Annotated in this window: 26 protein-coding genes; 16 read left to right on the plus strand and 10 right to left on the minus strand. The window is 66.0% G+C overall.

Going from position 1 to position 22,763, the window contains the following annotated elements:
• Positions 1-191 precede the first annotated feature (191 nt).
• Positions 192-1,259, plus strand: a complete 1,068-nt coding sequence (locus ACH41F_RS35430) for a tyrosine-type recombinase/integrase (protein WP_398839102.1) — start codon at positions 192-194, stop codon at positions 1,257-1,259.
• Between the two features lie 395 nt (positions 1,260-1,654).
• On the opposite strand, the gene ACH41F_RS35435 is transcribed toward ACH41F_RS35430, so the two are convergent.
• Together ACH41F_RS35435 and ACH41F_RS35440 are read right to left on the minus strand one after the other, a co-directional pair.
• A complete protein-coding gene (locus ACH41F_RS35435) occupies positions 1,655-1,915 on the minus strand; it encodes a hypothetical protein (RefSeq protein ID WP_398839104.1) in 261 nt (86 codons plus the stop codon).
• On the minus strand, positions 1,912-2,217 hold the full coding sequence (locus tag ACH41F_RS35440) for a DUF6247 family protein (protein WP_398839257.1): 306 nt from the start codon (positions 2,215-2,217) through the stop codon (positions 1,912-1,914). Before ACH41F_RS35440 ends, ACH41F_RS35435 begins: the two co-directional genes overlap by 4 nt.
• A 179-nt stretch (positions 2,218-2,396) precedes the next feature.
• Here ACH41F_RS35440 and ACH41F_RS35445 point away from each other — a divergent pair, with 179 nt between their 5' ends.
• The 9 genes from ACH41F_RS35445 to ACH41F_RS35485 all read left to right on the plus strand — a co-directional run bounded on the left by ACH41F_RS35445 (position 2,397) and on the right by ACH41F_RS35485 (position 9,664).
• Positions 2,397-2,588 (plus strand): hypothetical protein, encoded by a 192-nt coding sequence (locus ACH41F_RS35445; protein WP_398839260.1) that lies wholly within the window; start codon positions 2,397-2,399, stop codon positions 2,586-2,588.
• A 330-nt stretch (positions 2,589-2,918) separates the two neighbouring features.
• Positions 2,919-3,113 carry a hypothetical protein gene (locus tag ACH41F_RS35450; protein ID WP_398839105.1) on the plus strand — a complete coding sequence of 65 codons (195 nt, stop codon included), beginning with the start codon at positions 2,919-2,921 and terminating at the stop codon, positions 3,111-3,113.
• A complete protein-coding gene (locus ACH41F_RS35455) occupies positions 3,110-3,733 on the plus strand; it encodes a sigma-70 family RNA polymerase sigma factor (RefSeq protein WP_398839107.1) in 624 nt (207 codons plus the stop codon). Before ACH41F_RS35450 ends, ACH41F_RS35455 begins: the two co-directional genes overlap by 4 nt.
• A gap of 7 nt (positions 3,734-3,740) precedes the next feature.
• Positions 3,741-4,448 carry a hypothetical protein gene (locus tag ACH41F_RS35460; RefSeq protein WP_398839108.1) on the plus strand — a complete coding sequence of 236 codons (708 nt, stop codon included), beginning with the start codon at positions 3,741-3,743 and terminating at the stop codon, positions 4,446-4,448.
• 464 nt (positions 4,449-4,912) lie between these two features.
• Entirely contained in the window at positions 4,913-5,038 is a 126-nt protein-coding gene (locus tag ACH41F_RS35465; RefSeq protein ID WP_398839110.1) for a hypothetical protein, read from the plus strand.
• 30 nt (positions 5,039-5,068) lie between these two features.
• Complete coding sequence (locus ACH41F_RS35470) at positions 5,069-5,332, plus strand: hypothetical protein (RefSeq protein ID WP_398839111.1); 264 nt, start codon at positions 5,069-5,071, stop codon at positions 5,330-5,332.
• 7 nt (positions 5,333-5,339) lie between these two features.
• Positions 5,340-6,650, plus strand: a complete 1,311-nt coding sequence (locus ACH41F_RS35475) for a helix-turn-helix domain-containing protein (RefSeq protein ID WP_398839113.1) — start codon at positions 5,340-5,342, stop codon at positions 6,648-6,650.
• 340 nt (positions 6,651-6,990) lie between these two features.
• On the plus strand, positions 6,991-8,559 hold the full coding sequence (locus ACH41F_RS35480) for a transglutaminase domain-containing protein (protein ID WP_398839115.1): 1,569 nt from the start codon (positions 6,991-6,993) through the stop codon (positions 8,557-8,559).
• 40 nt (positions 8,560-8,599) lie between these two features.
• Positions 8,600-9,664, plus strand: a complete 1,065-nt coding sequence (locus tag ACH41F_RS35485) for a hypothetical protein (protein ID WP_398839117.1) — start codon at positions 8,600-8,602, stop codon at positions 9,662-9,664.
• 267 nt (positions 9,665-9,931) lie between these two features.
• Here ACH41F_RS35485 and ACH41F_RS35490 read toward each other — a convergent pair whose 3' ends face one another.
• Genes ACH41F_RS35490 through ACH41F_RS35500 form a run of 3 tightly spaced genes read right to left on the minus strand, consistent with a single transcriptional unit; the run spans position 9,932 to position 13,671 of the window.
• A complete protein-coding gene (locus ACH41F_RS35490; RefSeq protein ID WP_398839262.1) occupies positions 9,932-11,578 on the minus strand; it encodes an ADP-ribosylglycohydrolase family protein in 1,647 nt (548 codons plus the stop codon).
• 18 nt (positions 11,579-11,596) lie between these two features.
• Positions 11,597-12,274, minus strand: coding sequence for a DarT ssDNA thymidine ADP-ribosyltransferase family protein (locus tag ACH41F_RS35495; RefSeq protein ID WP_398839119.1), 678 nt, complete (start codon positions 12,272-12,274; stop codon positions 11,597-11,599).
• A complete protein-coding gene (locus ACH41F_RS35500) occupies positions 12,271-13,671 on the minus strand; it encodes a 3'-5' exonuclease (protein ID WP_398839121.1) in 1,401 nt (466 codons plus the stop codon). The genes ACH41F_RS35495 and ACH41F_RS35500 overlap by 4 nt, the downstream gene beginning before the upstream one ends.
• 1,004 nt (positions 13,672-14,675) lie before the next feature.
• On the opposite strand from ACH41F_RS35500, the gene ACH41F_RS35505 reads away from it, so the two are divergent.
• Complete coding sequence (locus tag ACH41F_RS35505; RefSeq protein ID WP_398839122.1) at positions 14,676-14,846, plus strand: hypothetical protein; 171 nt, start codon at positions 14,676-14,678, stop codon at positions 14,844-14,846.
• 942 nt (positions 14,847-15,788) lie between these two features.
• On the opposite strand, the gene ACH41F_RS35510 is transcribed toward ACH41F_RS35505, so the two are convergent.
• The 5 genes from ACH41F_RS35510 to ACH41F_RS35530 all read right to left on the minus strand — a co-directional run bounded on the left by ACH41F_RS35510 (position 15,789) and on the right by ACH41F_RS35530 (position 20,206).
• Positions 15,789-16,067 (minus strand): helix-turn-helix domain-containing protein, encoded by a 279-nt coding sequence (locus ACH41F_RS35510; RefSeq protein ID WP_398839124.1) that lies wholly within the window; start codon positions 16,065-16,067, stop codon positions 15,789-15,791.
• Positions 16,068-16,159: 92 nt separating this feature from the next.
• Positions 16,160-16,621, minus strand: coding sequence for a PPC domain-containing DNA-binding protein (locus ACH41F_RS35515; protein ID WP_398839126.1), 462 nt, complete (start codon positions 16,619-16,621; stop codon positions 16,160-16,162).
• A 26-nt stretch (positions 16,622-16,647) separates the two neighbouring features.
• Complete coding sequence (locus tag ACH41F_RS35520; protein ID WP_398839128.1) at positions 16,648-17,628, minus strand: asparaginase; 981 nt, start codon at positions 17,626-17,628, stop codon at positions 16,648-16,650.
• A 38-nt stretch (positions 17,629-17,666) separates the two neighbouring features.
• Positions 17,667-19,373: a multiprotein-bridging factor 1 family protein gene (locus ACH41F_RS35525; RefSeq protein WP_398839130.1), complete on the minus strand. Its 1,707-nt coding sequence runs from the start codon at positions 19,371-19,373 to the stop codon at positions 17,667-17,669.
• A 500-nt stretch (positions 19,374-19,873) separates the two neighbouring features.
• Positions 19,874-20,206 (minus strand): GntR family transcriptional regulator, encoded by a 333-nt coding sequence (locus tag ACH41F_RS35530; RefSeq protein ID WP_398839132.1) that lies wholly within the window; start codon positions 20,204-20,206, stop codon positions 19,874-19,876.
• A 348-nt stretch (positions 20,207-20,554) separates the two neighbouring features.
• Here ACH41F_RS35530 and ACH41F_RS35535 point away from each other — a divergent pair, with 348 nt between their 5' ends.
• From ACH41F_RS35535 to ACH41F_RS35555, 5 genes are all read left to right on the plus strand, one after another.
• A complete protein-coding gene (locus tag ACH41F_RS35535; protein ID WP_398839134.1) occupies positions 20,555-21,121 on the plus strand; it encodes a hypothetical protein in 567 nt (188 codons plus the stop codon).
• Between the two features lie 51 nt (positions 21,122-21,172).
• Complete coding sequence (locus ACH41F_RS35540; protein ID WP_398839136.1) at positions 21,173-21,427, plus strand: hypothetical protein; 255 nt, start codon at positions 21,173-21,175, stop codon at positions 21,425-21,427.
• Between the two features lie 280 nt (positions 21,428-21,707).
• Complete coding sequence (locus ACH41F_RS35545; protein WP_398839138.1) at positions 21,708-22,013, plus strand: hypothetical protein; 306 nt, start codon at positions 21,708-21,710, stop codon at positions 22,011-22,013.
• Between the two features lie 153 nt (positions 22,014-22,166).
• Positions 22,167-22,343, plus strand: coding sequence for a hypothetical protein (locus ACH41F_RS35550; RefSeq protein ID WP_398839140.1), 177 nt, complete (start codon positions 22,167-22,169; stop codon positions 22,341-22,343).
• A 196-nt stretch (positions 22,344-22,539) separates the two neighbouring features.
• The gene (locus tag ACH41F_RS35555; RefSeq protein WP_398839264.1) at positions 22,540-22,731 is read left to right on the plus strand and encodes a DUF5999 family protein; all 192 of its coding nucleotides are present in this window, start codon (positions 22,540-22,542) and stop codon (positions 22,729-22,731) included.
• The last annotated feature ends 32 nt before the right edge of the window (positions 22,732-22,763 follow it).

Raw genomic sequence — 22,763 nt, forward strand, 5'->3', positions numbered from 1 at the left:
GGGCCCCTGACCGGGTGTCACCCGCCGTCACTAGTCATACTTTTGGTGGCCTCCGGCGGTCGGGAACCGGGCCCGGATGCGAGACGTTTCGAATAACAACGGTCACCACCACCAGAACTATGTCCTTTTCCCCGCTGGCTCCCGGTAAGTTGCCTTACCCGGGGCCAGAACTGCCACCCAGGGAGCCGCCCGTGGAGAGCTTCTCCACCGACGTGGAGACCTCCGTCTCCACGTCCGTACCGACCGGCGAGCTGTCGGCGGCCGCCCGCGCTGCGGTCGCCGAGGGAATCCCGGCCGAGACTCGCCGGGGCTACGCCGGCGACTGGCAGCGGTTCACCGCATGGTGCGCGCGCACCGGCCGACGGGCGCTGCCCGCGACCGGTGACACCCTCACCGAGTACCTGACGCACCTCAAGACCGAGGACAAGAGCCCGGCCACCATGGACCGGGCGCTGGCCTCCATCGCCGTGGCGCACGCTGCCGCCGAGCTGCCCAAGCCCTCCACCGTCGGCGCCCGCCGGGTGCTCAAGGGCCACGAGAGGGAGCGCAAGAAGAGCAAGGACCCGCGCCGATCGCCCCGCCGGGCCGCCGCCGCCACCCCGCCCGTGCTGCGCAAGATGGTCGCCGCCACCGACACCACCACCGCGATCGGCCGCCGCGACGTCGCCGTCCTACTGCTCGGCTTCGCGCTCGCCGCCCGCCGCTCCGAACTGCGGCTGCTGGACTGGGCCGACGTCGCCGAGGTTGAGGAGGGTCTGGCCGTCGAGATCTGGCGGCCGAAGGTCAACCACGAGGGCCCGCTCGGGGTGCCGTACGGCTCCAACCCGGCCACCTGCCCGGTCCGCGCGCTCCGCGCCTGGCGCCACCACCTCATCGAGACCGGCCGCCCGCCCGCCGGACCGCTGTTCCTGCGCATCGACCGGCACGGCCGCATCGCCCACCCGATGCGCCGCAACGGCAAGCCGATCGGCGACCCCACCGGCCGGATCTCCGGCGAGGGCATCGGCGACGCAGTGGCCCGGGCCGCCGCCCGCGCCGACCTGACCGCCCCCGCCGGGCTGCTGCCCGACCTGCCGCCCCGGTGGAGCGGGCACAGCCTGCGCCGCGGCTTCGCCACCGCCGCCAAGCAGGCCGGCAAGGACCTCATCGAGACCGGCCGCCACGGCGGCTGGGCGGACGGCTCCAAGTCCCTGGCCGGGTACTTCGACCAGGCCAGGATCTGGGACGAGACCAACCCGCTGTACGGCATCGGCCTGTAGCTGGACACCCTTCCTGGCCGCGCGACACCAGTCACAGGTACTAACCCGACCGTTGTCCAGCGACCGATCGGTTCTTGGACAGCACTATTGGGGCCCTGTCAGGAAGTCACGACAGAGTTTCCGAATCTCTTCCACCAGTTCTTTGACCCGGTCGGCCTGGCCGTCCTCGCGATCCGCAACCGCGTCAAACGCTGACGGTCCTGCTCCAGCCCGGCGAAGCCCTCTGCACGATGCCCGAACCGTCCCGGCTGCGTGCCCTACTTGCCTGTACCAACGATCATGCCTGTGAACTGCACAGAAAGCCTCGACCCTAGGTAAAGCGTACGGCCGCGGCTAGGAGGCGAAACGCCCTGGCTCCGGCGGCTGCGATGCCGGAGGACGTTGTCGCCGGGTGGCTATCCGAGCCAGGTGATGTTCAGGACGGACAGACGCCGCAGGGGCACGTTTACCCAGTAGGTGAGGGAGAGCTGGCCGACGGACGCGTAGCGCACATCCTCGCCCTCGAGGTCGTCGGCGTTCCACTGACCAAAGCCCCATGGGTCGTCGGCGGCGGCGTCCAGGACGTCCCACACCATGTCTTCGGCGTGCTCGGGCAGAGTGGTGAGGACCTTCGCGGCCTGGGCGGAGAAGCGGACCGCGTACGGCTGCCTGGTCACCGGCGCCGCCCGCGGAGCTCCGCCATGTCGATGAATTCGCTGTCGTCGTAGCCGGAGGCGACGAACGTGTCGAGTGCCGGGGCGGCAGCGATACGGCCCTGCCATACCTGGATGACTTCGTACAGGGCGGTGAGGGAGAACGTGCGCCGTGATTCCTCGAGGGCGGCCGCCCACTCGCGCTCGAAGGCCGGCACCCAGGTGTCGGCTCGCCGGTCGGCGCGCAGCTGCGCGAGGAGTTCGGCCGGCTCTCCGGGCGCGGGGGCGTAAGGCGTGACGGGTGCGTGGTCGGGCTGCGCGCTCATCTGGTCCTCCCGGCGGGTCGTCACCTCACGGTACGCGCGCCGGTGGGCCGTGGATGCGGGCATGGACGGATCCCCTTCTACAGGATCAGCGGGCGGGCGAGGGTCTGGGCATGTTGGCGCAACTGCTCAGGTTCTGCGACCGACTGCCGCAGTGTTCCCGCTGCCGGGGCGACCTCATCATGAGCGGTGTGGCGCCGCAGGACGATGAGCACGGGCGGCCCGTCCATCTGGAGTTGTGCCTGGCCTGCGGCACCGGCGACGTCGGCCGGCCTCCTCATCCGGTGGTTTGGCGAGTGTCAAGCCGACGCACCGGCTCGTGGGAAGCGTTGGGGGCTGACCTAAGGACTTTCGTCGCATCCGGAGAAATGTGATCCGGAACACATCGTGGAATTGTGCATGCAATTTCACGTTCGCGCAAAGCGGCTCTTGATTCGTTCGTTTCGATGAAAGACCAGTTCATTAACGGTGGCGCGGGGAGCGCGCGGGGTGGCGAAGTGTGGCGCTACGCGATAGCAAAACGCGCCGCCTTGTCCCGAAAGCGGAAAGTTACCTTCCATTAAAACAAGGTGCTCAAAGACCTGCACGAATCCCCTGCGTCGTCGGCTTATGTGTTCCCCAGAGCAACGTGCTCTAGGTGTTTGCCCGCCCGACGGGGGACGGCGCGGTCACAACACCGCTTGAAAAGAAGGAAGACAGTCACTGTGAACTACGTCGACGTCAGCTTCATGCTGGCCTTCGCCGCCGCGGCGCGCCCGTTCGCGCCCGACGTGTGGTTCTTAGTGCGGCGCCTGTTGGGCGCCGGAGTCCGGCTCGGCGCGCAGGCGCTGGCCGAACATCAGCCTCCCTCCCCTGCCCTCCCCGCCCCGGCATCCCTGAACAAGGGGGGCCACCGGTGAACAGTCAGCACCCCGATCCAGCAGGCCGCACGATCGACCACGACACCTTGAAGATCCCGCCCGACTTCGAGGCCTTCCAGGCCCGATACGACCGTGCCTTTGTGGAGTACAGCCGTATCCATCTCGGTGATGCGGCCGCCGCCCGCCGGCTGGTCGACGCCACGTTCCTCTACCTGGCCGTCATCTGGCCCAGGCTGCGCACCATGGCCGACCGGGGCTCGCAGGCCTGGGCGCTGTTCAAGCAGCGCGTCCACGCCGAGCTCGACGCGCAGGGACTGAGCCCGGCCATCACCGAGAACCTGGCATTCGCCCGCGCCATACGGGCAGCCACCGAGCCCCTGCTGGAAACCTTCAGGACGTCCTTCCACGCCGAGCACAGCCGTGAGATCGCCGAGCTCGAGGAAGGACTCGGCATCTACCACCACATGGCACGGCTGAGCGAGCGGCAGTTCGACATTCTCGTGCTCCGCGACGCGCTGGGGTTCACCACCAAGGACACCGCGCTGATCATGGGCATCAACGAGGCCACGGTCCGCTCCACCCACCGCACCGCCAAGCTCCGCATGGCCTCAGCCATGAGACTCCGCACCGACGACATGCCCGAGACAGACAAGGAGTGAGCGGCCTGTGAACCGCACCCCGCGCAGCATCGACGAGGCTCTGCGCCGTGCCCGTGTCTTCGAGGGCGAGTACACCGACGCCGACCTCAAGCAAGCCCAGCGCACCCTGGCCGGGCACCTGCACGAGCTGCGCTGGGTGCAGTTCCTGGCCTCCGCCCCGCACGACGGTCCGCAGGCGCCGGCGTTACTGCACGAACAGGCCGCCCAGGATCTGCGGCTGCTGTGCCGCGGCACGGTCCAGCACCAGCAGGCCGCCGGCCACATCTCCGCATTCGACCAGGTCCGCGATCCCGACGGGGCACTGACCTTCGCTAGCCTGCTCTACCTGGCCGATGAGCACGAGGGCGCCCAGTTCTGGTGGCACTACGCGGCCGGTGCGGGCAATGTCACCGCCGCCCTGTGCATCTATCTGCTGCACCTGCGTTACGGGGACATGCGGGACGCCGCGCACTGGGCCGGGCAGATCCACCGCCTCAACAGCCTGGGCTGGAACACCTACACCCCCGTGGCTCACCACGCCGACCTGCCCGCCCGCAGGGCTGCGGCGACCGCATCGGTCCACTACGAGCTGCCCGTCCTTGGTGCCCGCGTGTGTGAAGACGCTCTTCGAAGCGCCCTCGACGACCTGCGCACCCCCTGCTCGGACTCTCTTGGCCCGGTGCCCCAGCCCATTCCCGCCCTGGCCGCCCACTGGGCGGACCTGGTCGCCTGCTAGAAGAAGGGACATCGCCCAGGAAGCCACCACACGGCTGGCCGTGCACCCGTCCACCACTGCTCAAGGAGCAGCTCCAAGGATCCGGCGCGATCTCGCTCGGGGAGGGGGTCCTGGCACTGCACCGCAGTGCCAGGACCACAGCAGGACATCGCGGCAACGAGCCCTGCTCCTGTCTCCGGGTGACTGATTTGCCCGCAGTACTTCGGAGAGCCCCGCCGGTGCGGAAACCGACCCCGGCGAACGCACGACTAAAGATCAGGCATACCCGCCGCCAGGTCAACACCGGGACACCCACGCGGAAAACCTGATCTGCATTCACGGCCTGACCTGCCCATGGGTAGGTCAGGCCAGGTCCGAAACACGTACGGAGAGGTGAGACAGCCATGCGGAAAATTACTCTCCGTCACAATTCGGGTTGTGCCAGACCGGGACACAGATGCGGGAATCTTCCCGCAGGAGGCCACATGACCAGCAAATTCACCGTGAATGATATCGAGTTCGGTCGAGACAAACGCAGGGACAGATATGCGGTTATCGGCTCCGAGGGGTTAGTGCTCAGAGCCCGGATGCTGCAACATCAATTGCCATGAAGGCGGCGGCAACCGCCTAGCCACACCCGCTTGTTCACCCGTTCGTTCGCCCGCAGGTACGTTTTGGAGAAAGATCCCTTGAACAACCCTTTTTGCAGCCTTCCGCGGCCGCTCACCGCGCCGGAAGCCGGCGTCATCGTCATCATCGTCATCGTCGCCGCCACCCTGGCAGTCCTCGGCCTGCCGACCGCCAGCGTGATCCTGCTGATCACTGAGGCGGCCTCACTCGGCACCGGGCTGCTCCTGCGGCTCCGCCGAAGCGGTACAGCCTCAGCGCAGCCCGCAGAGGTCTGACCGCCGGATGGGGCGCCGCGAGAATCCGATTGCCCAGTGCAGCAAGTCGTTGCAGGCACTGGCAGCTTGGCTGCGTGCTGGCCGTACGGAGGCCGGGTTGACGTACGACCAGCTCGCCACACGCACCGAGTTCAGTGCGGACACTCTCGCGCGCGCCGCATCTGGACGCAGCGTCCCGCAGAATCTCGCCGTCGTCACCGCCTACGCCCGCGCCTGCAACCGAAGTGCGAAGGAAGCCGAACGGCTCTGGAAACAGGCACGCCGCGACGAGGCCCGCACGCAGGGCGTCATCAGCGGTCACCGCGGCGGGGTACACATCAGCGTCGTCAAAGACTTCGCCGACCTCCACTCCGCCATCGTCGACCTCTACCGGGACGACGGCAGCCCACCCCTGCGTAGCCTCGACGCCAGGCTCGGCAACGTCGGGCGTCTTCCGCACTCCACCGTGGCACGCGTCCTCAAAGGCAGCTCGACTCCCAGCAGAACCTTCGTGTCCGCCTTTGCCGAAGCCTGCAACGTCCGCAAGGCAGACCTGGCCGAGTGGACCAAGGCCTGGGACCGAGCGGACGCCGACCGGCGCAACAGCCGCATGCGCAAGAAGCCAGCAGGCCTCCACCGGCGCCTGACCGTCCACAACCGCGCGACCCCACGCGACCTGCAACTGCTCATGAGCGACCTGGAATCCTCAGCACGCCGGGAGCCGGGCCTGAAACTCCTGGTCCACATCCCCCAGCCTGGCGACGCCGACCCGGACGCCTCCGCCCGCATGACCCGCGAGCTGCTCGTCGACCAGGCCCAGCGCAGCGGAGACCTGGCCTGCCCTGAATGCCGGCGCCCCTCGTTCGGTTACGACGACCGCCACGGCTGGATACCGCAGCTGTGCACGAACTGCGCCCCACCAGCGCCCGACCCGGACACCGACACTCCGACCCTGGCACTCGGCTTACGCATCCCGCCCGAGCGCCCGCCTCTGCCCCAGCGCATCGCCCGCCCCTGGCCCGCAGCGGAAACCTCCCCCGCCGTGCCACAGGACGTAGACAGCCTGGCCACCCATCACGACCCGCCGACAACCGCGGCCGCTCCCACCATGTCCCCCGCAGCCGACTTCTTTGCCCCGCGGGCTTTCAACCGCCCAGCGGGCACCCATCCCGGCACGAACCAGACATCTGCAGATCCGCAGCCCCGCACCGACACTCGGCTGACAACCCGGATCCGCATCAATATCCCCGGCAGCCGACCCATCCCACCCGTCGTCATCGACGAAGCCGCATCCAGCCAGTGCGTGGGTGATGACCAGTCTGCCGCCCCGCCGGCGTAGGGCGCGGCCTAGTACCAGCAGCTCGTCTCGGAGGAGAGGGCGAAGCCTTAACCCGTTCACTCTGGCCGGCTGGCAGAAGGCAGGGCCCGTCGCTACGGGGGAAAGCCGCGGGCCCTGGCGCATCCACGGTCCACACGCGGGTCAGCGTGGCGCAGCAGTCCGGCAAACCGCGGACATCCGGCTAGCCCATCCGCTTATTCCGAACGGAGCGAGGAGCGTGCGCAGCAACCACCTTCAACCCCCGCCTCTCTAAAGGTCGTTGGCAACGATTCAGCTGACAGGCCCGCGCGGCAGCCGTACGATGTTCAGTCCTGCCGGTGAGCGATAGCGGAGATGTCTGATGACCGAAACCGCCCTCGGCTCCGCCACTTCCGACCACCTCTTACGCCCTGCGGCCCATCGCCGCGCGCCCTCCAGGGCCACCGTTCCTCGGCAGTCCAACGGCGTGAGCGCCCAGCCTGTTAGCTCTTGGTTGGCGCTGGTGGAGCAGCTCAGAAATCCTGCCATCGACGAGTTCTCCTCCCGCTGTCGTGAGCTCGTAGCCACTGACGCCGCCCTCTGCGGGACAAGTGTCCGCGATTTTGATATCCAGTTACGTCTGCACGCTCCCTCGATCGTTGGCCAAAAGACTGGACCGCGCACTCATCGTGCTCTCTACGAGGAGCTGCGACCACGATTGATCGCTCGATGTAGCCGGATCGCCGGCCACTTGGAGCAAGCCGATCTTCTTGCCAACAGCTCATTACTGCTCGGGGGCGGTGAGGTACGGCGAAGCTTCACCATCAGGCGTACCGACGGATCCTCCGTGGGGGTGAATTTTGCCGTCGTGCCGCCCAGCATCGGCCACCTGTACCAGGCCAGACTGCATTACCTGCTCAGCCCGCGGGCCGACACCTTCGTTGAACTCGGCTGCTACCTTCAAGGCGCCTCACACCCTTCCGCCTACCTGGCATTTTCCATGTGCGACAGGCCAGGAACCATCAGAGCACTGCAGGATCAGGGCATCGCTGCACGACGGGACAATGTCCTCGTTCTCACTCGTGCCCTAGGGCTGTCTGATGTGGCACGGAACCTGATGAGCTTCACTATCGGGCAAGCTGTGAGATATGTACGAGCCCTGGGGTGCCGGTTCGTCGTGACAGCGTTCAACCCTCTGCTGGGGTTCACCGGATCGGCGCTGCATGCATCCAACTTCACCCCGTTCGCCACCGCTCCGGTGGCGTACTGCTATGACTCGTTCGGTAATTACCTGACGAGGCGGCAGTCGATGTCGGACCTCTGCACGGATCGCCGGCCGGAAAACTACCGGAATCTGCTGGTGGTTCTCGGCACGGACAGCACAACGAGAAAAGAAATCCGAAAAGTGAATACCCTTCAGCATCTTGCCGGGCCGTCCGCAAACGGTTCGGCCTCCGCACATCCCCGGCTAGACGTAGCTGAGCTGCAACGATACCGGGAGCATCTAGAAGCGGCCTGGTCAAAAAGCACGGCGCACCCGAGCTACGCTCTGGAGCCCTTGTCGTCGAAGGGACAATGCGGGGTCAGCTCCGTGTGGCTGGCACGCCTACTACGTCAGCGAGAGATCGAAGCGACCTACTGCTATGGAGCGCTCCGCTTCGCGGACCGCGCCTTCTCTTCCGTCGACCACCATTGTTGGATCGAGGTGGGCGCCCCAAATGATCCTGCTCGCCAAGTCATCGACCTCACCTGCGATCAGGCGGACGGCTTTGAGCAGAAGGTGATCTGTGAGCGGTACGACAAGCTCGTGGGGTTCGGCATCTACTACGAGCCCGTGACGCGCTTGGCTATGGACGAACTGCCTCGCGACCGCGTCTGGCCGCGTTACACCCGCCTGGAAGCATCCATGCGGGAGAAGTGGGGCATGCAAACTCTGCAGGAGTCGGTCTGAGGTCGCCGCGGCCAACGCGGTCGGACTCATGGGGGGGGACATGACCGGTCAGGGAGAACGCCCGCAGGTGTTGTTGCTGTCGTCGAACCTCAGACGCAGGTACGCCGAGGACATTCTCACGGCGCTAGCGCTGCCTCGAGGTGCGACCCTTCAGTTTCGCTACGAAGCCCAGTACGTGGCCCCGTCACTTCAACAGAAAGTCGCTAACAGCACCATTCTGGGAGTCAGTGTGCTCATCGGCTTCGTAGCCGACGCGGACTCACCCACCAACGCGTTCCTCCTCCCCGTCCGAGTGGCCGAGGTTGTGGTCGCCGAGTGCGCGGCCGATGTGTTTCTCTTCAAGCTGCGCGTTACCGAGCACGTCGACCTTGACGACTACTCGCTTTCCAGGGCTGACATCCTCACGGAGAGCCGCAAAGCCATTGACAAGATCATCGAAGGTAACGGAGGCGCCTATTATCCGGCTGTTCTGAAGTTCCCGGCCTTCCCCATCCGCACCAGTGAAGACCAGGCGCAGTTGTGGCTCAGTGTGGCGCGGCGACTCGCCCTCCATGCCACGTTCGAGAACTCGTACTTCATGCGGGTCGACCAGCCTGTTCACCTGGCCAAAGCGACGACGTTTACCTTCGAGCCGGACGGCCGACTGAGTCTAAGCGATCTGAAGCCAGCCCGACTTCCCGTGAGCTTCTACTCCCCGCGCTACACGGAATTACCGAAGATCTCCCTGACCTGCAGCACCGACGGCCGCTTCTTGCGGGTTTCCTCAGACGCTTCCCACGACGTAGCTCTGCGGTACGACTCGACCGAGTTCTGGCTTCAGCCCGACGCCTCCGCTTTCGACGCCCTCACTCACGTCACCATCAGGCTCGGCCCCGAGGAGGCGGGCAACACACCGGTCGCCGCCGTACGCCTTCCGGTGATCGTCAGGCACTCCCGTGTACGGCTCCTGTCGCGTGTCGCCATCAGTGCGCTGGGCGCTTTTCTGGTCGCCATGCCAGCGATACTCGGAGCGCAATCCTCCCTCTCCCTGCGCATCGTCCTCGCGGTGGTTGGTGCCGGGGCACTAAGCGCGGCCACCATTGTTATGGGTCGCCCACGTAGCTGACGTGCCTCCGCTCAACGGCCCATTTGACCTTGCAGGCGGACGCTTCAGAATGCAACGGTTCTACGCTACCGACTGACGTTCTGGCCAGCATGCCCTGGAACTCTGACGGGGCGAGCCGTTTCGGGCCGCCACGGATCTTCGCGAAAATGAGACCAATCGAGCTGGCTAATTGACGCCACCGTGGCCAGTGGGGTGGTTTACCACACCATTCAGGAAGGTGTGCAGGTTGCTTCGGTACTACCTGATCGGAGTCATGCCAACCGCAGATCATCTGCCATCACGGTGGTGTTGCTGTGCTTGAGAGAGCAGTCCAACGAAGGCGGCCGCTCGCTCTACGCCGTAACGGCCACTGCCGAGCAGGTCGAGTAGCACCCGCCCGACCTCATCTGCCTGAAAGCCGTTCTGCGCGAGTTCCGTAACCGTTTCTTCGAGGCTCTGTGTTGGACGCGGGTGCCGCCCGCCGTGGTCTGCCGTCTTTGCGGTCTGTCGGCTTGCCGCGTGACCGTCTGGCGCTTCGAAGAGGGTCGGTTGCTCTCTCATCGCGTCCTCCGCGCGCCGATGGCGTAGCTGACGCCGTTCTGGGGGGAGCAAGTGCGGGGCCAAGGGCTTGAGGTCTTCGCGGGCTCGCACGAGGACGCTCTGGCCGAATGGGAGGGTTCCCCACGCGTAGGTGGCCTGAGGTCCTGTCATTGGGGTGCCTGCCCGCAGGAGCCCCAGGCCTGCCAGGGCGGGTCCTGCTTCGGTGCGGCCTACGAGGTCGAGGGTTGCCCGGGGCGGACTCCAACGAAGCAGGTCGGGGTAGGCAAAGGTCGACGCAGCGCCGCCTTGAGAAATCTCCCAGAGGCGTCGGGCTTCGCTGTCGATGAGTTGGTCGTCTTGCACGGTTCCGGGCGCCGGGCTTGTTGTGATGGCTCCCAGCAGAGCGCCGGCCATGGTGGCGATGGTGTCGGTATCGGACCCCAGCGTGTTGGCGGCAAGCTGCAACCCAAGGTCGGGGGTCTCGGCATGTCCGAAAGCAAGCATGGCTGCCAGCAGCGTGGTTACGGTGCCGGAGCCGCGTGTCTCGTTGTCGAAGCCACCGAGGCGGTCGACCAGGCTGGCGTAGGCGTTCCGAGTCAGGGGTGCAGCGGGATCGAACTCTTCCAGGGCCGCATGACACTCTGCGGCTACCGCGGCGGTGGCTGTGCGGAGGTCCGTTCCGGCCGCTTGTGCCCACGAGGGCAGCCATAGGTAGGCGAGTTCTTCGTCTTTGTCGACGACGTCGGGCAGGTGCCCGAGCCAGTCGATGGTTGAGCGCCATTGTTCGGGGCCGGGGATCGTCTCTGTTTCCAGGGTGTGCGCTAGGAAGAGGGCGTGGAGGACGGCTCCGAGGATGCCGCGGGGGTGGCCGTGTGTGCTGACAGCGTTGCGGACTACGTCGCGGGCGATGCTGTCCCAGTCGGTCAGGTCGCGGGCTGACCAGACGTGGGGCTGGATGCGCATGGCTGCGCCGTTGCCGCCGATGTCGGTGTAGCGGGCTGCTTTGGTGGCGAAGATGTTCTGCGACCATTTGGCGTCGACTCGCATGAGACCGTTGGCGGCGGCCTTGGTTCCGCGTCCGGCGCCCAGAGCGTAGGCCTGCCAGGCGACGAGTTCGATCTTCGCGAAGGCTTCGGCGTCGAACTCTCCGTCGCCGCGGATTGCGCGGGAGGTCGCCAGGCGGAGCTGGGTGTCGTCGGAGTAGGCGCCGGCGGGCAGAGGTACGTCGCGGCCGTAGCGTCCGCCGACGCGTCGTTTCCAGGGCACGGTGATGGTGACTTCGTCCTGTCCGGTGCGGCGGCGTACCCCGTCGGCGTCCGTGAGTTCGGTGATGAAGCCGAGTGCGTCTCCGTATGCCGCCCAGTGAGCTGAGCCGCGCACTGCCTGCCATTGCATGGCGTTCACGGTAGTCCTTTACCTGCCGAAGGATGCGGGGGCGACGATGATGTCGACCTCATCATGCTGGCTGGCGCTGACAATGGCGTTGGCTATCGCCGCATCGTGTTCGGTGACCACGTAGATGCTCTGGAGGTGCTGCGTGGATACGGAGTCGGGGTAGAGGACTTCCGCTTGGGGGTTCGTGGGCTGGTGGGGCTGCTTGTTCACACGGGGTGTCGTTTTACCGAAGCCGTAGGGGACGCGGGGGCCGAAGAGGTCCTCTGCCGCTTGTGGGCCAGCGGCGGGGGTGATACCGGTGTAGGCCATGTTGCTGGGTGCGAAGAGCACGCCGGGGTGGGTCATGATCACTGGGTCGAAGCTGAGGACGGCCCAGAAGAGGTCTTCGTTGGCCCACCAGTCCTCGCTGCTCTTGCGGAGGAACTGGTGGTTGGGCTCGCTGATGCTGAGATTCACATATCGCCAGTAGCGGGGGTCTTCTCGCCGGTATTTGCTGTTGGCGTGGTAGATGCTCTCGAGGTAGGCGTCCTCGTCCAGGTGGGCTCGAGCCTTGCAGCTCCGTTCAACGAGGATGCCCAGGAGACCGCGGTTGGTCGTGAAGTGCACGATCTCTGTGATCTTGCGGTCGTGGATGAGGGTCTCGATCCTTTCGGCGGGCTCCTGCTCTGGTACGGCCAGTGGATTGGTCGCGGTCATGCCGTTTTCACCTCGTACGTGTCCGAGTCCATGCAAGCGATGAGATCGCTGGCTTCGGACGGCTTGTAGGTGATGGTGAGTGTCTTGCGGGCCCGGCCAGCCGACATGGCCAGCAGCCGGAGGTGGGCGTCTCGCTCGCTGTCGCCGGCTTCTGTCGCGTGCGGCATGACCTCGCTGTTCAGACCGACGATGATGACGTGGTCGAACTCCAGGCCCTTGGCGGAGTGCATGGTCGACAAGGCGATGTTGACCGGACCGGTGGGGTAGTCCGCATTGCGAGTGATCTCTTCGTAAGCCAGTCCTGCCCCCTTGAGACGACGCTTGACTTCACTGAACCAGCCTCCGCCTTTGGCGTGCAGGATCACAACGTCGTCAGTGTTGTCGGGCCCAAGGTCATTGAGGAACTGGATGACGTGATCCATCTGCTGAGTGAAGGTTCCCTGGACCAGCAGGGGCTTGGGGCCGTCTTCCCCGCACGAGGTCAGGTCTGGGATGGCCGCGTCGTCCGTGGTCTCCACGTCTCGAAGCAGCGGAGCGGCGAAAGCAGCGATCTGCCGGGTGTTGCGGAAGTTCTTCGACAGATGCTTGCTGTTGTGCGGCCCTACTGTCAGGCCGACCTCTGACCAGGTAAAACGTTGCGGATAGATGCGCTGAGCAGCATCCAGGACGAAGGTGAGGGTGTGCTCGTCGGTGACGTGATTGAGCACAGCGCGCACTTGGTTGGCGGAGAAGTCCTGGGCTTCGTCGACGACTACCACGTGATAGGGGTCGTCGACACGCCGTGCGGCCATGGCCGTAGCCAGGTCTGACCAATCCCAGACCTGCTGCTCCTTTTTCCACTGCTGTAGGGGGCGGATCACTTCGTCGAGGAGCTGGCGACGCAGCGGTCCCTGCATCCGCGGGATGCGCCCCCTGCCCTGTCTCTCGCAGTCCACGTAGGCATCCAGCTGGTCGGGCAGGAAGCGCCCGAGGACGTAGTCGACCTCGGAACGCACGAATTCGTCGGGCAGAGGCAACTGCCGCGCCAGGGTGTCCAGTTTGTTGTTGCGTACGCGTTCGTCGAGGATTTCGTTGTGGGCCACCCGGTTCGATGCCCACTTGGCGAACGTTGACGTGCTGAGCAGGACGTCTTGCCCAGAAATCTGTTCCTCTGTAAGCGCCTCGATGTAGCCACGCAGCGTGCGGTTGTATGTCAACACCAGGACCCGGACCGGCCCGTCGATGAATCCGTCGCGGTGGCGGCGCTGCCAGAAACCGACTGTGAAGCGCAACCGGAACAGAGCCGTTGTTGTCTTCCCGCTTCCTGCGGCTCCCCGTACGACGAACACGCCCGGTTTGTAGTTGTTGATCACTGTCAGTTGCTCACTCGTCGGCTTCGTCGGCCGCAGAACCTTCATCCCGTGCGTCCCCTCCCCAAGGTCCTCCACAAGTGACGCCATGTTAAAAGCCGCCGTGACCTGCTGTATTGGCAAGCAGCAGACTTCCTTTCTTGATCCAGAACATGGCTGAAAGTTGGGGAACGCGTGTTCGGAAACGAGTGGGACGGGCTGCCGCGGAAGCCTCACGATTGGCGTGCGACGGCATAGGCCCTTGACGCTGCGGGCGCGGCGCAGCCTGGTCTCGAGGGCCGCTCTGGTTCGGGTCCTTCCCTGATCGCCGTGTAGCGCCGTGCGGGCCGATCAGGTCGCCCGGTGAGGGATTTGACTAGGGGCAGGTGATCGGGAGCGCAGCGGGCGCTCGAGGCCCGTAGGCCGGGCACTTACACCGGACGGGGTCAGAACGGTGCACCCACAGCTGGCACGCTTGGTTGTTCCTCTTCGAATGTGGCGGTCGCGGCATGCCATTTGGCGTCGCGTGCCTTCTTCGCGGCGGCGGCTCTGACCTGGCACCTGGGACACAAGCCGGCGGTAGCCACAGGGCGCCCGCACCCGGTGCAGCAGCCGAGGTCTTCGCCGGGCTCATCCTCGGGTGGTGCGACCGAGCAGGACGGACACATACCGCCCATGTGCACACGCCGTCCGCAGCCCGCCTCGCATACCGGCCAGCCCTGACAGGCGCCGCACATAGCGCCACCAGGAGAGTCGGCCCCACATGAGGGACATTCCGGCCGCCGGACCCGGGCCAGCACCAACGCGGTACCCGAGGCAGCGTCAGGCGCCGGAGGCTGCGCCGGGACCTGCGGCATCGGGTCGAGCTTTTGTGGCGGCACGATCTGGGTGAGCCGGGCCGCGATCAGCGCCGCCATGCTCCGCTTGCGCTCAGCGGGAGCGGGGTAGGGCCGGTCCACCAGCACCGCCCGGACCTGCTCCTGGCTAACCCCGGCCAGCAGCAGTCCGTCGACCACTCGGGCCTGGTCCCACAGCGTTGTGCCTTGTGCCAGTCCTGCCCCGATCTCCGGGTGATGCCGGCCGATCCGCTCCAGCAGCCGCTCCCCCGGCGTCCACTCCCGCTCGCCCGACTGCGGCTCCTGATCCTCGACGCCGCCGCTGTCCGTCCGTCCCTCCATGTCGTCGGTGTGCGCATGGGCCTCTACTACCTGCACGGAAGGACGGACCTCACCCCCACCTTCTGAACGGAGAGTCTTAGCGGAAGGTCTGAACGGGAGGTCGCGTTCTCGCAGGTCAGCACGCGAAAGCGGGTCAGAATTCTGACCCCGCGGGTCAGAATCTTGCCCCAACGGGTCAGAATTCTGACCCGCTTCGCTGTCTAGAGGGAGCGGGTCAGAATTCTGACCCGCCCGCCGGGCGGCCCTCGCCAGGGCTTCCTTCTCGATGGCTGCCCGGGTCGCCTGCTCCGCAGCGGACCTGATCGAGTCCAGGTGAGCGAACGCGTTGCGCGGCCCGGCGTAGCCCGGACGCGGCTTGTCGTTGATGCGGATGCGCAGCGGCCGGGCGGCTGCAGTGGCGCGGGAGCTGACCGTGACTGCCTTGCCTTCCGGCGTGCTCGTAAGTCCCACAGCTGAGAGTTCCCGCAGCAGTCCGCGGATGCGACTCACGCTGGACGGGCGCCCCTTCATCGGCATGAGGTGGGCGAGCTGGCGGATCGTGAGCTTGCGAACCGGACCGTGCTTCTCGATCACGAGTGACCGCAAGATCCAGTAGAATCGAACCGCAGAATCGCCCAAATCAGAACAAAGAGGAATCCAGTCGTGTAGCTGACTGGTGTAGAGGCCCTCGGTCTCGGGGCCCACCAGTTCCATGGACTGGCTGTCGTCAGCCTCATCCTCGAAAGCGCTGTGCACTGGGTCATCTCCCCAGGTAGGGAAGCCGCGACCAGCGAATGTGACGTACCGCCAAACCCGAGTAGTGGCGTTGCGCCATCGAGAGCGCATACTCTGGGTATAGGTGACCACGCGGGCTTTAGGGCCCACGGGCATCACCCGGCAGACGAGGTCACCTCGCTGCTCACGACTCAAGCTTTTGAAGGGTGCGAGTCGAATCGCTAGGAAGCGGTCTCGTTGTGGCGACGAGGCCGCTTCAGCGGTTTCTAGGGGGATCGAGCGGTGACGTGCATGTCAGCACGCCTCCGTCAGCTCACATCCGGCAGCAGCATCCGGGTGCTTCTCGGCCCACCCCTTGAGCAGGCGCAAGTACGCGGCTCGATGCCTGGGGCGTGGCATGGACTGGCCGTTCTCCCAGCGCAGGAAGGCCATCCGGTGCACGCCGAAGGCCTCTGCGACCTCTTCCTGCGTCAGGCCAGAGGCCTTCCGGAGCCTGGCCCGCACTTCCGGGGGAGGCAAGACATCAGCTGGTCGGCTGAGTAGCGCGTCTACGGCCTCGAACAGGTCGGTCATCAATCCCCCTTCCATTGTGATCGAAACTGTACATGGATTGCTGCGTCCAGTGGTGCATTTGAGGACCTGTCAGCGTTGCGCACTTGCGCGTCCTACGCCCCGAAAGTCAGCAAGGGCACGTCGTAGAGGTCGGGGTTCTTGGGACGGGTCATCACCGGGGCTGTGACCTCGACTACGAGCATCTCGACTAGGAACTGCACCTGCGCACTGAGCAGGTGGCTTGTGTGGGCGGTGGCCGATCGAGCCTTCTCCCCTAGTGACGTATGAATGTGTGGCAGGACGGTGTCCGTCTCGGGGTCGTACGCGAGCGTTCCGCAGCCCATCGCTTCCACGCCGACCAGGTGGACCTTGCTCCATAGGGGCGCCTCAGGATTCAAGACCTTCTCGCAGGCACCGACGATCTCTGCTTCGGCAAAGCCGGCGATGAACATAGGGATGTAGCCGTGCCGCACGCCCTGCTGCCGGCAGAACTCGGCAAGAGCGGGAAAGAAATCGTCGCCGTGGTCGAAGTTCACGGCGAAGGTCCGGCCGGTGGTCAGTTCGTGGCTGCGCAAAGTGGAATCCCGGGGGGTTGGGGCGGTTACGAGAGGGTGTTGAAGACCTGGACGACCTGCTCCATGTCGGCGCCAGTCATCAACAGCAGGTGCAGAAGGATGCGCGCTTTGACGGGGTCAAGCGCGCCGCTGGAGATCAGTCCACGGGCGAGCAGGTCCGACTCGGAACCGGGGAAGCCGTAGGTCTGACGCAGGACGGGTCCAGAACCGGTGCGCGTGGCCAGGATGACCGGCATGCGCTTAGCGAGATCGGTGAGGGCGTCTACACAGGCCATTGGGACGTGGCCGGCCCCGAATGCAGCGACGACCAGGCCGTCGACGTGGTCGCCGAGGGCCTGGAGGAGAATGCCGTCGTCTCCGATCCCAACTGTGAAGACGGTGGTTCGAGGGGAAGCAGTGACGCCTTGACGAGAGATCGTCGGAGTTGGGTCAAGGCGAGCCAGGATCCGGACGCGGTTTTCCGCAACGTAGCCGACTGGCCCGGGGTACGAGGTGAAGGCTGTGGGGCTCGTAGCGTGCGTCTTGCGAACCCAGCGGGCGGCGTGGATCTCCTCCCCGAACACCACCACACAGCCCATACCTCGCGCTTCACTGCTGGCTGCGGTACGAATCGCGGCCAGCACGTTTGCGGGGCCGTCCGCTCCCGCCATGCTTGCGTTGCGCATGGCGCCCGTCACCACGATTGGCATAGCCCCGTCGGTGACGAGGTCCAGCAGGTATGCGGTCTCCTCGATCGTGTCCGTCCCTTGAGTGACGACCACACCGTCGACCTCGAGCGTCTCGATTGTTGCCGCAAGGTCAAGTAGGTCGGAGAAGCTCAGCGAGGCACCAGGAAGTTGACGGAAGTCGTGCACCTGGACGTGGATGCCGGTGTCAGCGAGGCCGGGAACCGCGGCGATAAGGTCGTCAGCCGACAGTGTTGGCGTCGCACCGCCGTCAGGCTGTGAGGTCATCGCGATTGTGCCGCCGAGTGAAAACACTGCGACGCGCCGGATGCTGTCGGCCATGGCCTCTTTCCCCTTTATGAACAGGCTGCTACGCGGGATCAGTGATCGACAGGAAGCGACGCCGCGTACGCGCACGCTGCGTCGACGCCGGCCGGGGAGACCAGTCGGCTGCGGGACTGGATCAGCCCCGATGATCCGTGCCGGGCGAGCTGTCCGCACCGTTGGATCAGCCATGACCACGGCAGATCGAGATACTGCGCCAAAGCACGCAGACGTCCCGCAGCTGTAAGTGCCGCTGTGAGGGAATCAGCGTCGACGTCGCGCGCGGCGATCGTGAACTCGCGGACGACTGAGGACCGAGCGGTCACGTCGACATGCCACATGCCGTCGCCCCGTACCCAATTCGCGATCACCGCTTCCTTATCGGGCGCGACTACGAAGCCCTCGACGGACTCATACGCAGGATCGGACGTGAACTGAGCTTGGATCCCGAGTGACTCCATCAGTGCCACAGCCAGGAACAGCAGGATCCGTTCATACCTCGGAGATGAACGGACGACCTCCTCAGGGACACAGAATGCCCGGGTGCTCGTGCTACCGAGCGCCTTCGTGGTCTCCCGAAGGTACGGGTACTTGTGGTCGAAGATCAGCCAGGCGCTGGCCTCCTCGCCGCGCTGTTCCCGCGTCCAAAACGATGGCAGTTCCGGGAGGTCCGGTAGAGCCTTCAGGATGTGGCGGGCGCAGAAGTCTGAGCCGAGCCACATGTGGGCGACCGTGTTCAGTCCCGGAGCCGCCTCGCGGCTGACGGCGGAGGAGGACAGTCGTTCATATGCCTTGAGGTCGCTGCGTGTCTCTGAGAGGGCCTGGTCATCGGCCTGAAGCGCGTCGTCGTAGTTACTGACCGCCCACAGGATCCCGTAGGTGAGATCGTCTAGCTCGTAGGCTGCGGGCGCGGTGACCTCGTACATGCCGCCGTTCCGTGCAAGTTTGCCTCGGGCTGCGCGCCCATCAAGCACGTAGAACTTTGAGATGCCCTCAGCGCTGACGGCTCCGACCAGGAGACCGCGGTGTGGGCGCGACAGGAACTCATCCGCGCGCCGCTGGTCGGGGAGGGACACAATCACCCGCTTTCCTTGGACGCGCGCGGGATGAACTTGGAGAGAGAGCTGGGAGCCGAGCATGGACCGGCCTCCGGGTAGCAGGGCCTGCCAGTCGACCCCGAAGTCCGGGACGGGCCGTGACAGCCGAAGGCCGGACCAGCTCTCGGTAGCAGTTCTCGCGAAGCCGAAGGGATCCTCCGCCGGACTGACTACCGCGGCAGCTGGCGCGGGAAGACCAGCTACCGCGGCAGCAGTGATCCCTGTACCGGCGCGCAACAGCGCGCGTCGATCGAGCGCCACAAGTACCACCGTTCCATCGTCGAGACGTCGAGGGACGAAGATCCCTTCGCTGTCCGACGCTGCCGCCTGGGATAGGGCCGTGGCCAGGCCTAACGATGTATCGGATACATGGAGCGCTGGATCGGATACATGCCCGGCCCCGCTGTCTCCTCGGTTAAGCTCCTGCCACAGCTCGATCAGGAAGCCGCCGGCACCCAGTGTTTGGTCGATGAGCTCGACTTCACTCCGGTCCTTCGGAGGCCGGTCGCCGTTCTCCCATCGCTGCACCTTGGAGTGCGAAACGTACGTCTTGGCGGCCAGGTCTCGCATGGACATGCCGCGCGCTTCGCGAAGCTCCCGGATCACGTAACCAAGACGGTGCTGGGGCGACTGATCCGGCGTCAGTACATTCGGCCGCTGCCCCACGTCGGTTCCCCTCCATGTATCCAAGTCCCTGTATCCGCCGGACGGATACAGGCCAACCGTAGAAGCAACTGAAGATCACGCCTACACCTGTAATGGCGGCTCCACCAGCCGACGTTCCCAACTTCCATTGCAGAAGGGCGAAATGACCAGGATCCGGCATGCCCGCAACGCGGTGCATCACGCCGCCGATGCGCACGGACGTCCCATCGACTTCACGTCTACAGGCACGACACCAACACAGGGTTGCCCCTGCACGAGACCGGTGATAGCGCCTCGGTCTCGGGGGAGGCCAGGCGCAGTAGTGGTGCGAGTGGCCGCGATTCTTGCCGCTGGCCTCGTCGTGTCTGTTCTCCTGGTCGTCATCCGAGACATCGTCACCGTCGTAGCCAGCACTGGCCTGACAGGAATGGTCGTGAGGGCGCTCGTGAGGCCTTCCACCAGGCGGGATCGGTAGCGCCGTGCCTGGAGCAGCCCTGTCCACTGTTGGCGCACAATCAGCCTCATTTGCTGTCGCTGGCTTCAAGCCGTTCCAGCCGCTCGCGCAGTTCAGCAACCTGCTCCTCAAGGCGTTTGATCGCCTGGGCGGTTGGATCGGCAACGGCGTTCATGGCCGACTCGCGGATGAAGGAACCGCGTCCTTGGTGGGAGTAGATGACGTCCTCGGCGCGGAGCTCAGCGAGTGCTCTCTGCACCGTGCCGGGGGCGACGCTGTAGTGGCTTGCGAGTTCTCGCGTGCTTGGCAGCTTGTCCTTGCTCTTCAGGCGGCCAAGCCTCACCTGGTCTTTCACGTCCTGCACGATGCGCTGGTAAGGCTGCAAGTCCTCGGCCGTCATGAGCCACATCGTAGAGCTCCCTCACCAGTCTAGATAGCTTCACCAGCTTAGTTGACACAGTGTGCCGCGTAGGGCACTGTATCAACCAACCTGAGTAAGTCGGTTAGGTTGTGGCTGGGTTTCCCGACTCACAGTCCTTTCCGTAACCACGGAGAAACAGCAGGAGTCGTCCCCCTCGTAAGAGGGGGCCGGGGTGTGGCAAGAGCAAACCCCCGGGGTCTCGACTTCCTGTGCACGACGCAGCGCTATGCGCTGTCCGTCCTCCAGGACGCCGGCTTGCCGTGCGCCTGGTGGGCGGAGAGAGCACCGCGACGCGCCCAACCCCCTTCGCATGCAAGGAGATTCCGCATGACCATCACGACCGCGACTCCCATGGCCAAGGAGCGGATGCGGCGCACCCGTACGAAGCGGGTGAGCAGCCTCCCCGCGATCCGGCTGTCCCAGCTGCCGCCCTCACACATCGACCTGCGGGACCCGCTCAAGGCGGTTCTCGTCTGCGTCGACTGCCAGACCTGGTGCCCGATCACCGGCATGCAGGGCAAGGTTCAGAAACTCGTTCCGCACCACACCGGGAAGGCCCACGAGGCCGCCGCGCTCCGCTGCCGGAGCAGCAACCGTCGCATCGAATGGGACCTCACAATCCCCGAATGGCACCAGGCGCTGATGGAGGCCGCCACGGACGCCGCTGGCCGCCAGGCCACCACGGTGCTGCCCAAAGCCTTTACCCCACGGACCGACCTCGAGTTGCGGGCCCGTGCCGAGCGCACGGCGGCCGGGCGGCTGGCCGACTGGAGTGCGGTCCTGCCCGACGTGGCAGACACCGACGACGCCCGCCGCATGGTGCCCGCCGGTGACCGCCCCACGGAGGGCCCCGCCGTCCCGCTGGAAGCGCGCACGGAGCGCCTCGCTCGCTGAACCACCCCGTACGAGCAGCCCCCACCCACTTCTTCACGTCAGGAGATGCACATGCCCCGAGACGCTCTCATTGCGCACCGGTACTTCGGCCCGACGCCTGGTTCCGGCTACCTGACCACTGGCTTGAGTCATGACGAGGCGCACCGCCTGATCGGTGCGAACGTGCTCGCCGGGTTCGAGCCAGTCGCTTACACCCGCGCCCCGTCCGGCGAGCAGCTGCGCAGCCGGGACGGTCACCCGCTCACCGTGGTCGCCCTGCACGGCAGCGTCGGCATCCGGGGCCTTCTGGAGATTGAGCAGATCTGACGCAGCCTGCGCTGCCTGCTGCTGACCGTGTCTGCCCGCCGGGCCCGATCAGCAGCGGAGTGCGCAGGACGCACTCACGCGACGAACCCCCAGGGATTGCGCCCCTGGGGGTTCTTGTCGCAGGTCACCCTCTGGAAAGGAACCGACCTGCATGCCCAGCATGATGACACTTCAGCCCGCCCTGGACGACAGGCCCCAGCTGCCGATGCGTCCTACCCCGCACGAGCGGGACGGCCGGGAGCCTTCCGAGCCCGGCGGCCGCCCGCACCCGCAGCAGTCCGTGACCACCGACGACGCGACGATGACCGAGGCCCTGCGCCGCGTCGTCGACGCTCAGATCGGGCCGCGGCATGCGGGCGCGATCTACCGCAATACCGACGGCCTCTTCGAGGTCCTGGCCGTCGTGCGCGACCCCAAACAGGCGCGCGCCCTGCTCAACCGGCGCTGCGCGCAGTTCGCGCTCATCGTCAAGGACATCACCCGGCACGACGGCGAACCGTTTGTGATCGGCAGCGTGTGGACCACCTCGGATTTCCTGGTCCGCGAGGCCGGCGCCCGCCGCACGACCGCAGAGGCGATCGCATGAGGCGCTGGCTTGCACGGTTAGCCCACCACTTGTGCCGCACAAGCGGCCTGCAATGCGACCAGTGCGGCGGCACCTTCGGTACCGCACCGGGGCAGCCCGCGGGCCCGGTCACCGCCTGGACGTGCGCCGCCTGCCAGAACCTCGGGTACTGACGTGCCCGAGGACCTGTACGACCGCTATCAGGTCGCGTACACCGCGCACCGCAAGCACCGCGCTACCTGCACCGACTGCACGGACACCAGCCGCTGCCCCACCGGGCAGCGGCTGTTCGAGTCCTTCACCCGGTTGCAGGACGCCTACCTCAACCGTCAGCGCCAGCAACGGCGCTGACGGATGCGCCAGTCCGACACCGCCACCTCTGTCGGCTGCCTGACCCGCCCGGCCCGGCCCACTCCCCCGTGGGCTGGTCCGGGCGTGGTCCAGGGGAGCCGCGCAGCCGCGCGACCCATCACCCGCGCCGGGAGGCCTCATGCCCACCCTGACCCTGATCACGTCCGCTTCCGCTCCGGCCCGGCTGCCTCGTTCGCTGTGCCGTCACTCCGAGCCGTGTCCCACGGCGGACAGCGCGGACAGCGAGGCCGCCGTCGTGGTGGTCTCCCAGCCCGAGCAGGGCTGGAGCCTGCTGTGCAACGGCGTGATCGTCTTCGACGACACCGGCGACGTGCGGCCCGACGGCCACGCCACCGCCCCGCATCGGCCCACGCCGATCTACCCGTGACCTATCGGCAGCCCCACTCACTGACCCGCTGC

Origin of the sequence: Streptomyces sp. NPDC020489 (assembly GCF_044386545.1) — a bacterium.
Lineage (GTDB): Bacteria > Actinomycetota > Actinomycetes > Streptomycetales > Streptomycetaceae > Streptomyces.